9 protein-coding genes are annotated in these 7,879 nt (G+C 63.7%); 2 read left to right on the top strand and 7 right to left on the bottom strand.

The annotated features are described in order from the left end of the window. Positions 1-6: 6 nt before the first annotated feature. From VEI45_RS09710 to VEI45_RS09690, 5 genes are all read right to left on the bottom strand, one after another. Positions 7-747: a TetR/AcrR family transcriptional regulator gene (locus VEI45_RS09710; protein ID WP_324852544.1), complete on the bottom strand. Its 741-nt coding sequence runs from the start codon at positions 745-747 to the stop codon at positions 7-9. Positions 748-870: 123 nt separating this feature from the next. After that, complete coding sequence (gene nrdE / locus VEI45_RS09705) at positions 871-3,042, bottom strand: class 1b ribonucleoside-diphosphate reductase subunit alpha (protein ID WP_414687439.1); 2,172 nt, start codon at positions 3,040-3,042, stop codon at positions 871-873. Continuing rightward, complete coding sequence (gene nrdI, locus VEI45_RS09700) at positions 3,009-3,458, bottom strand: class Ib ribonucleoside-diphosphate reductase assembly flavoprotein NrdI (protein ID WP_324852538.1); 450 nt, start codon at positions 3,456-3,458, stop codon at positions 3,009-3,011. The genes nrdE and nrdI overlap by 34 nt, the downstream gene beginning before the upstream one ends. Positions 3,459-3,493: 35 nt before the next feature. Continuing rightward, complete coding sequence (locus VEI45_RS09695; RefSeq protein WP_324852536.1) at positions 3,494-3,733, bottom strand: redoxin NrdH; 240 nt, start codon at positions 3,731-3,733, stop codon at positions 3,494-3,496. Between the two features lie 405 nt (positions 3,734-4,138). Next, entirely contained in the window at positions 4,139-4,684 is a 546-nt protein-coding gene (locus VEI45_RS09690; protein ID WP_324852534.1) for an NAD(P)H-dependent oxidoreductase, read from the bottom strand. A gap of 89 nt (positions 4,685-4,773) precedes the next feature. Here VEI45_RS09690 and VEI45_RS09685 point away from each other — a divergent pair, with 89 nt between their 5' ends. Next, positions 4,774-5,397 (top strand): helix-turn-helix domain-containing protein, encoded by a 624-nt coding sequence (locus tag VEI45_RS09685; protein ID WP_324852532.1) that lies wholly within the window; start codon positions 4,774-4,776, stop codon positions 5,395-5,397. Positions 5,398-5,411: 14 nt separating this feature from the next. Continuing rightward, complete coding sequence (locus tag VEI45_RS09680) at positions 5,412-6,458, top strand: DNA polymerase IV (protein WP_324852540.1); 1,047 nt, start codon at positions 5,412-5,414, stop codon at positions 6,456-6,458. A gap of 1 nt (position 6,459) precedes the next feature. On the opposite strand, the gene VEI45_RS09675 is transcribed toward VEI45_RS09680, so the two are convergent. Next, on the bottom strand, positions 6,460-7,320 hold the full coding sequence (locus VEI45_RS09675) for an SDR family oxidoreductase (protein ID WP_324852530.1): 861 nt from the start codon (positions 7,318-7,320) through the stop codon (positions 6,460-6,462). 22 nt (positions 7,321-7,342) lie between these two features. After that, on the bottom strand, positions 7,343-7,879 hold a 537-nt coding region (locus VEI45_RS09670), incomplete at its 5' end, for a TetR/AcrR family transcriptional regulator (RefSeq protein ID WP_324852528.1).

Raw genomic sequence — 7,879 nt, 5'->3', positions numbered from 1 at the left:
CGATGCTCAGCTGGCGGCGGAGTTGCGCGGCACCGCGTTGTGGATCGGCTGATCGGGGTCCAATTTGATGCCGAGCAGCTCGGCGGTGCCCTCGATGACCCCCATCATGATCGTGGTCAGGTGCTCGACAAACTTGTCGCGGGGCATCCGCCGCGGGCTGTCGGGGTCGGATCCCAGCCACCAATCGGTGGCCGACGCCGCCGAGCCGAACGCGGCGAAGGCCGCGAGTTCGATCGAGGCGGGGTCGAGTTCCATCTCACGCAGCTCGTTGTTGAACATCTCGGCCATCGCCAGCGTGATCTCGCGGCCTTCGTTCAACGTCCGCATCGTCGACTCGGATTGCTCCGGGAAGCGGCCCTGGATGAAAAACCGCAGCACATTGGGATGCTCGTCGACCAGGTTGACGTACTCCTCCGCGCTGCGGTGAACGATCTCGCGAGCCGAGTTGGTGGCGAAGTCGACCGACGGGAAGACGGCCGCCCACAACATGTCGCGCAGCCGTTCCCCAATCGCCTGGAACAGGTCGGATTTGTCGGTGAAATGCCGGTAGATCTTGGGTTTGGCGGTGCCGGCCTCTTCGGCGATCTCGCGGACGCTGAGGTCGGGCCCCAACCGGTCGATGGCGCGGAAGGCCGCCTCGACGATCTCACCACGTACCTTCTTGCGGTGTTCGCGCCAGCGTTCGCTGCGCGCGTCGACCTTGGCACCAGGTCTCGCGCTGGGGTGGGGTCGAGGAGGTCGGGGGATTCTGACCACGTCAAGCACGATACCCCTTTGCCGTAGCTGACCTGCGTAGACTAGCCGCCGAATGGCCAGTTATCGCAGGCAAAACCCGTGTCGCGTGCATTAGCTGGCCACTCGACGGGGGCCTCACAGCATGCAGGACACGCAGCCCTCGACCTCGGTTCCTTCCAGCGCCATCTGGCGCAGCCGGATGTAGTACAGCGTCTTGATGCCCTTGCGCCAGGCATAGATCTGCGCCTTGTTCACGTCGCGGGTCGTGGCGGTGTCCATGAAGAACAGCGTCAGCGAAAGCCCTTGATCCACATGCTGGGTGGCGGCGGCATAGGTGTCGATGATCTTCTCGTAGCCGATCTCGTAGGCGTCCTGGTAGTACTCCAGGTTGTCGTTGGTCATGTACGGCGCCGGGTAGTAGACGCGGCCGATCTTGCCTTCCTTGCGGATCTCGACCTTAGACACGATCGGGTGGATCGACGATGTCGAGTGGTTGATGTAGGAGATCGACCCGGTCGGCGGGACTGCCTGCAGATTCTGGTTATAGATGCCGCGCGTCTGCACCGACTCTTTCAGCCGTCGCCAATCGTCTTGGTCCGGAATACGGATCTCCGCATCGGCGAAAAGCTGACGGACCCTCTCGGTCTTGGGTTCCCAGATCTGGTCGGTGTACTTGTCGAAGAACTCGCCCGACGCGTATTTGGACTGCGCGAAACCCTTGAAGCTCGTACCGCGTTCGATCGCAATGCGATTCGATGCGCGCAGAGCATGGTAGAGCACGGTGTAGAAGTAGATGTTGGTGAAATCGATGCCCTCTTCGGAGCCGTAGAAGATGTGTTCACGGGCCAGATAGCCGTGCAGGTTCATCTGGCCGAGCCCGATCGCGTGCGAGTCATTGTTGCCCTGCTCGATCGATGGCACCGACCAGATATGGGTCTGGTCGCTCACCGCGGTCAGCGCCCGGATCGCCACCTCGATGGTCTGCGCGAAGTCCGGCGAGTCCATCGTCTTGGCGATGTTCAGCGAGCCCAGGTTGCACGAAATGTCTTTGCCCACTTTGGCATACGTGAGGTCTTCGTTGAACAGCGACGGCGTGGACACCTGCAGGATCTCCGAGCACAGATTGGAGTGGGTGATCTTGCCTTCGATCGGGTTGGCCCGGTTCACCGTGTCCTCGAACATGATGTAGGGGTAACCGGACTCGAACTGCAGCTCGGCCAGCGTCTGGAAGAACTCGCGGGCTTTGATCTTGGTCTTGCGGATGCGCGCGTCGTCGACCATCTCGTAGTACTTCTCGGTGACCGAGATGTCGGCGAACGGCACACCGTAGATGCGTTCGACGTCGTACGGCGAGAACAAGTACATGTCCTCGTTATTCTTGGCGAGCTCGAAGGTGATGTCGGGAATCACCACACCCAGGCTCAGCGTCTTGATCCGGATCTTCTCGTCGGCGTTTTCCCGCTTGGTGTCCAGGAAGCGGTAGATGTCCGGGTGATGGGCGTGCAGGTACACCGCGCCGGCACCCTGACGCGCGCCGAGTTGGTTGGCGTAGGAGAACGAGTCCTCCAGCAGCTTCATGATCGGGATGACCCCGGAAGACTGGTTTTCGATGTTCTTGATCGGCGCACCGTACTCGCGAATGTTGCTGAGCAGCAAAGCGACTCCCCCGCCCCGCTTGGACAGCTGCAGTGCGGAGTTGATCGAGCGTCCGATCGATTCCATGTTGTCTTCGATCCGCAGCAAAAAGCAGCTCACCGGTTCGCCGCGCTGTTTTTTACCCGAGTTGAGGAATGTCGGGGTGGCCGGCTGGAACCGGCCGTCGATGATCTCGTCGACGAGCTTCTCGGCCAATGCGGTGTCGCCGGCGGCCAGGGTGAGGGCGACCATAACGACCCGGTCTTCGAAGCGCTCCAGATACCGCTTGCCGTCAAAGGTTTTCAGTGTGTAGGAGGTGTAGTACTTGAACGCACCCAGGAACGTCGGGAACCGGAACTTCTTGGCATACGCGCGGTCCAGCAGGGTCTTGACGAAGTTGCGCGAGTACTGGTCGAGAACCTCGCGCTCGTAATAGTTCTCGCGGATCAGGTAGTCGAGCTTCTCGTCCTGATTGTGGAAGAAGACGGTGTTCTGGTTGACGTGCTGCAGGAAGTACTGATGCGCGGCTTCCCGGTCCTTGTCGAACTGGATCCTGCCGTCGGCGTCGTACAGATTCAGCATTGCGTTGAGCGCGTGGTAATCCGTCTCGTCGGGTAGCGCGCCGTGCCCGGCGGGGGCTACACGCTCTGCAATTGGGGCGGTTGGTGGCACGTGTCGTCCTTCCAGAAGTCAGCTAGGCCCGCGCGGACGGCTTGCACGTCATCGTCGGTTCCCATCAGTTCGAAGCGGTAGAGGTAGGGAACGCCGCACTTGCGGGACACCACGTTGCCCGCATAGGCGAATTCGGCACCGAAGTTGTTGTTGCCCGCGGCGATGACGCCGCGAATCAGCGACCGGTTGTGCTCGTTGTTCAAAAAGGCGATGACCTGCTTGGGAACGTAGCCACCATCATTGATATTCGGCGTCGCCCGGCCGCCGCCGTAGGTCGGCAGCACCAGCACATACGGCCGGTCCACCTCAATACGGCCGTGCAGCGGTATCCGCGTCGCCGGAATGCCCAGCTTCTGTACGAAGCGGTGGGTGTTCTCCGAGACGCTGGAGAAATACACCAGGCTGCAGAACGGCACGGCGATCTCCTCCTGTCCTACTGGGCTGCTGCCTGCTATGCGCTCAGCACCGCACCGGCGAGTGCCTTGATCCGGTCGGGCCGGAAGCCCGACCAGTGCTCGTTTCCGGCTACCACAACGGGAGCCTGCAGATATCCCAGCGCCATCACGTAGTCGCGGGCTTCGGAATCCAGGCTGATGTCGACCTTGTCGTAGGCGATGCCTTGGTTGTCCAGTGCCTTGTAAGTGGCGTTGCACTGCACACATGCCGGCTTGGTGTAAACGGTGACACTCATCTGCGGTACGACTCCCCTGTCGAAGGTGGAACTGGACACGGACTGGCAACTACTCGGGTTTTGCATGTGCTCTGCCATTCAGCAGACCGCCGCGCCACAGAATGCCTACCTTGCCGATCCGCATTCAGCCTGCGTGCGATGCCGGTTGACGCGGCCCGGCCGACCTGACGAATCTGGGTCTGTCGGTGTCAGAAACACTACACCTAGTGGGTGACAATCAGAAGAGATACAAGATGTTCTGAAAGACATTCATGAAATTCCCTGGTCGTAAGCCCTGGCGTCGGCGCGGCTCGGGCGTGTCGTAGATCACAAAATGGTCTCGCGGCGATATACACCTACATTTACCACTCGGCACCGACACAACACCCCGTCCGCGTCCCCCCAGCAAAGGGACTGACGCCGACGTCAGCCGACCTCGGCGACCAGCTTGCCTACCGCATCGCGCACGTTGGATACCAGCTCGGCGTGCTCCCGCGGTGCTTGGCCATCCAGCGATCCGAACGGCACCGATAGCTTGATCGACTCGACCACGCGCGGACCGGCGATCCCGAAGGACTTGCGGGTCTCGTCATGCGCCCAGACGCCGCCAAACCGGCCGAACGACCCGCCGATGACCGCCAGCGGCTTGTCCTTCAGTGCCCCGTCGCCGAACGGCCGGGAGAGCCAGTCAATCGCGTTCTTGATGACGGCCGGGATGCTGCCGTTGTATTCGGGGGTCACCACCAGGGTTGCGTCGGCGTCGGCCGCGGCGACCCGGAGCGCGGTGACCGAGGCGGGCACGTCGGCCTCGTTGTCGATGTCCTCGTTGTAGAACGGCAGCTCACCGAGCTGATCGAAGATGGTCACCGCGACGCCGTCCGGTGCGACGTCTGCCGCCAACTCGGCGATCTGACGGTTGATCGACGCGGCGCGCAGGCTGCCTACCAGCGTCAAAACCTTGACGTCCGACATGTCCGTGTCCCTTCGATGGTTCGTCTACATCCTCGCATGTCTTAATCGGACCGTAGTCCGAATTATTCCGTCCGGGTTAAAGTGCAGGTGTGAGCGCCGTTGACCGGTTGGCCTGGCTGGGTGAGCCACCCCCGTCCGCTCCGCTGGAGCGCGGCGACGCGGCCCGCAATCGTGCGCTGTTGCTGGACGCCGCGCGCCGGCTCATCGCCGAGCACGGAGCCGATGCGGTCAGCATGGACGACATCGCCGCCGCCGCGGGTGTCGGCAAGGGCACGGTGTTCCGGCGGTTCGGCAGCCGGGCCGGCTTGATGATGGTGCTACTCGACGAGGACGAGCGGATCAGCCAGCAAGCGTTCCTGTTCGGTCCGCCGCCGCTGGGGCCGGATGCGCCGCCGCTGGATCGCCTGCTGGCGTTCGGGCGTGACCGGCTGCGCTTTGCCCATGCCCACCATGAGTTGCTCTCCGCCGCCAACCGTGACCCCCAGACCCGCTACGGTTCGCCGGTCAATGCCCCCTACCTGGTGCTACGCATGCACGTTCGGATGCTGCTGGCCTCGGCCGGGACGACCGGTAACCTCGACGCCCAAACCGATGCCCTGCTGGCGCTGCTCGACGCCGACTACGTCGAACATCAGCTGGGCGATGCCGGCCAGACCCTGCAGACGTTGGGCGATGCGTGGGAAAGCCTGGCGCGCAAGCTGTGTGGCCGGTGAGCGACTCGAGTTCGGTGCCGAAAAGCTGGATCCTGCACGTCGACCTCGACCAATTCCTGGCCTCGGTCGAACTGCGCCGCCATCCCGAGTTGGCCGGCCTGCCGGTCATTGTCGGGGGCACCGGCGATCCGACCGAAGCGCGCAAGGTGGTCACGTGCGCGTCATACGAAGCCCGCGAATTCGGCGTGCACGCAGGTATGCCGCTGCGCACCGCAGCCCGGCGTTGTCCCGACGCCACCTTCTTGCCCTCGGATCCCGCGGCCTATGACGCGGCCTCTGACCAGGTGATGGGACTGCTGCGCGACTTAGGGTATCCCGTCGAGGTATGGGGCTGGGACGAGGCTTTTATTTCGGCGCCAGCCGAGGGCGTAGCCGAGCAGCCAACCGAACTGGCCGAACAAGTCCGCACCGTCATCGCCTCGGCCACCGGGTTGTCCTGCTCGGTGGGCATCAGCGACAACAAGCAACGCGCCAAGGTCGCTACCGGATTCGCGAAACCGGCCGGCGTTTATACCCTCACCGACGCGAACTGGATGACGGTGATGGGCGACCGGCCGGTCGACGCGCTCTGGGGGGTCGGACCGAAGACCGCGAAAAAGCTTGAAACCCTTGGTATCACCACAGTCTGGCAATTGGCCCACACCGATGCCGAGCTGCTGACATCGACGTTCGGCCCGCGGACCGGGCTGTGGCTGTTGCTGCTGGCCAACGGCGGCGGCGACGACACCGTCAGCGCCGAGCCCTGGGTGCCCCGGTCCCGCAGCCACGTCGTGACCTTCCCGCAGGACCTCACCGATCGCGACGAAATGAATTCAGCGGTAACCGAATTGGCGCAACGGGCGCTGAGCGAGGTAGTGGCTGCGTCGCGGATTGTCACCCGGGTCGCCGTGACTGTCCGCACCGCCACGTTCTACACCCGCACGAAGATCCGCAAGCTCGACGAACCCACGACTGACGCTGACGTGATCGTCGCGGCCGCGCTGCGGGTGCTGGACCTGTTCGAGTTGGACCGCCCGGTCCGGCTACTCGGGGTGCGGCTGGAACTGCAAATGGCCCGCTAACTCACCGGTGCGCTGCGGTTGGCCGCAGCGCCCTGGCGAACAGCACGTTGACTCGGCGCATCGCCACGCTGTAGGGCCACCACGCGACTCGCTTGAACGCGTACAACGCGCGGATGTCTGCCGACGTGTAGATCAGAAACCGATTTTTGGCGACCCCGGCCAGGATCTTTTCCGCGGCTTTTTCCGGCGACACCGCGTGACCGCTGAAGCGATCCACCCAGCGACTTACCCCGGGGTGATCGCGGTCGACGCCGGCGATCTCGACGGTGTTGACCAGCGAGGTGTTGACGGCGCCCGGTACGACGACCGACACCCCGATGCGGTGCCGGGCCAAGTCGAAGCGCAGCACCTCGGACAGGCCGCGCAGCCCGAATTTGCTTGCGCTGTAAGCGGCATGCCAGGGCAGCCCGATCAGCCCGGCGGCCGAGGACACATTGACCAGATGCCCGCCCCGGTGGGCCGCCACCATCGGCGGCAGGAAGCTCTCGATGACGTGGATCGGCCCCATCAAGTTGATCGCGATCATGTCGGTCCAATGCTCGTGGGTCAGCCGATCGACGGCGCCCCACGCTGAAACGCCCGCGATGTTCATCACGATGTCCATGCTCGGGTGCTTGGCGTGGATCTCAGCGGCGAATGAGGCGACGTCGTCATAGTTGGAAATGTCCAGCGCCCGGCACTCGGGCACCTGCGCACCTAACGCGCGAGCGTCGGCCACGGTCTGTGCCAATCCGTCGGCGTTGCGGTCCGTCAGATAGAGCTCGGCGCCGTGGCCGGCGACCCGCAATGCGGTCGCCCGGCCAATGCCGCTGGCCGCACCGGTGATAAAGCATCGTTTCCCCGCGAACGTCGTCTGCGCCATGGGGATGACGATACCGACGGTACTAGGTGTCTTCCGAGCCGCCCCACAGCGCGTTGAGCCACAAGGCCTCGAGCACCTGCACCCCACGCTGCACGTCGCCGTCGGCGCCCAGGAAAGCAGTGTCACCGGAGAGCGTCTGCACGGTGGTGACCGCCAGCGTCCGCACCAACACAGGGATGTCGTCGCTGATGGGGTGCGCGGTTCCGGCCCGCAACTCGTCATTGACGATCCCGATGATCTGCTGGACCACGCCTTCGACCTGTTGATCGAGCAGGTCGCGGATCTCTGCGTCGGTGTTGCGAGCGGCGTTGCATGCCGACATCACCGGGTCGTTGTGCGCACAGACCGCGGCGGCACTGCCGACCATCCGCTTGGCGAACGCGGCCGGTGATTCGTCGGGCCCGCGGGGCGCGAAGTACTCCGTCAACTCTTCGAGTTCGTGTGTCGCGTCGGCGAGGATCTGAGCCAGCACCGCGTATTTCGAGTCGAAGTAGAAGTAGAAGCCCGAACGGGCCACCCCCGCGCGGTCACTGATCGTGCTCACCGACAACTGGGCGAA

The sequence above is a fragment of the Mycobacterium sp. genome, assembly GCF_035623875.1.
In the GTDB taxonomy this organism is placed as follows: domain Bacteria; phylum Actinomycetota; class Actinomycetes; order Mycobacteriales; family Mycobacteriaceae; genus Mycobacterium.
This window is presented reverse-complemented; position numbering and strand designations above follow the sequence as displayed.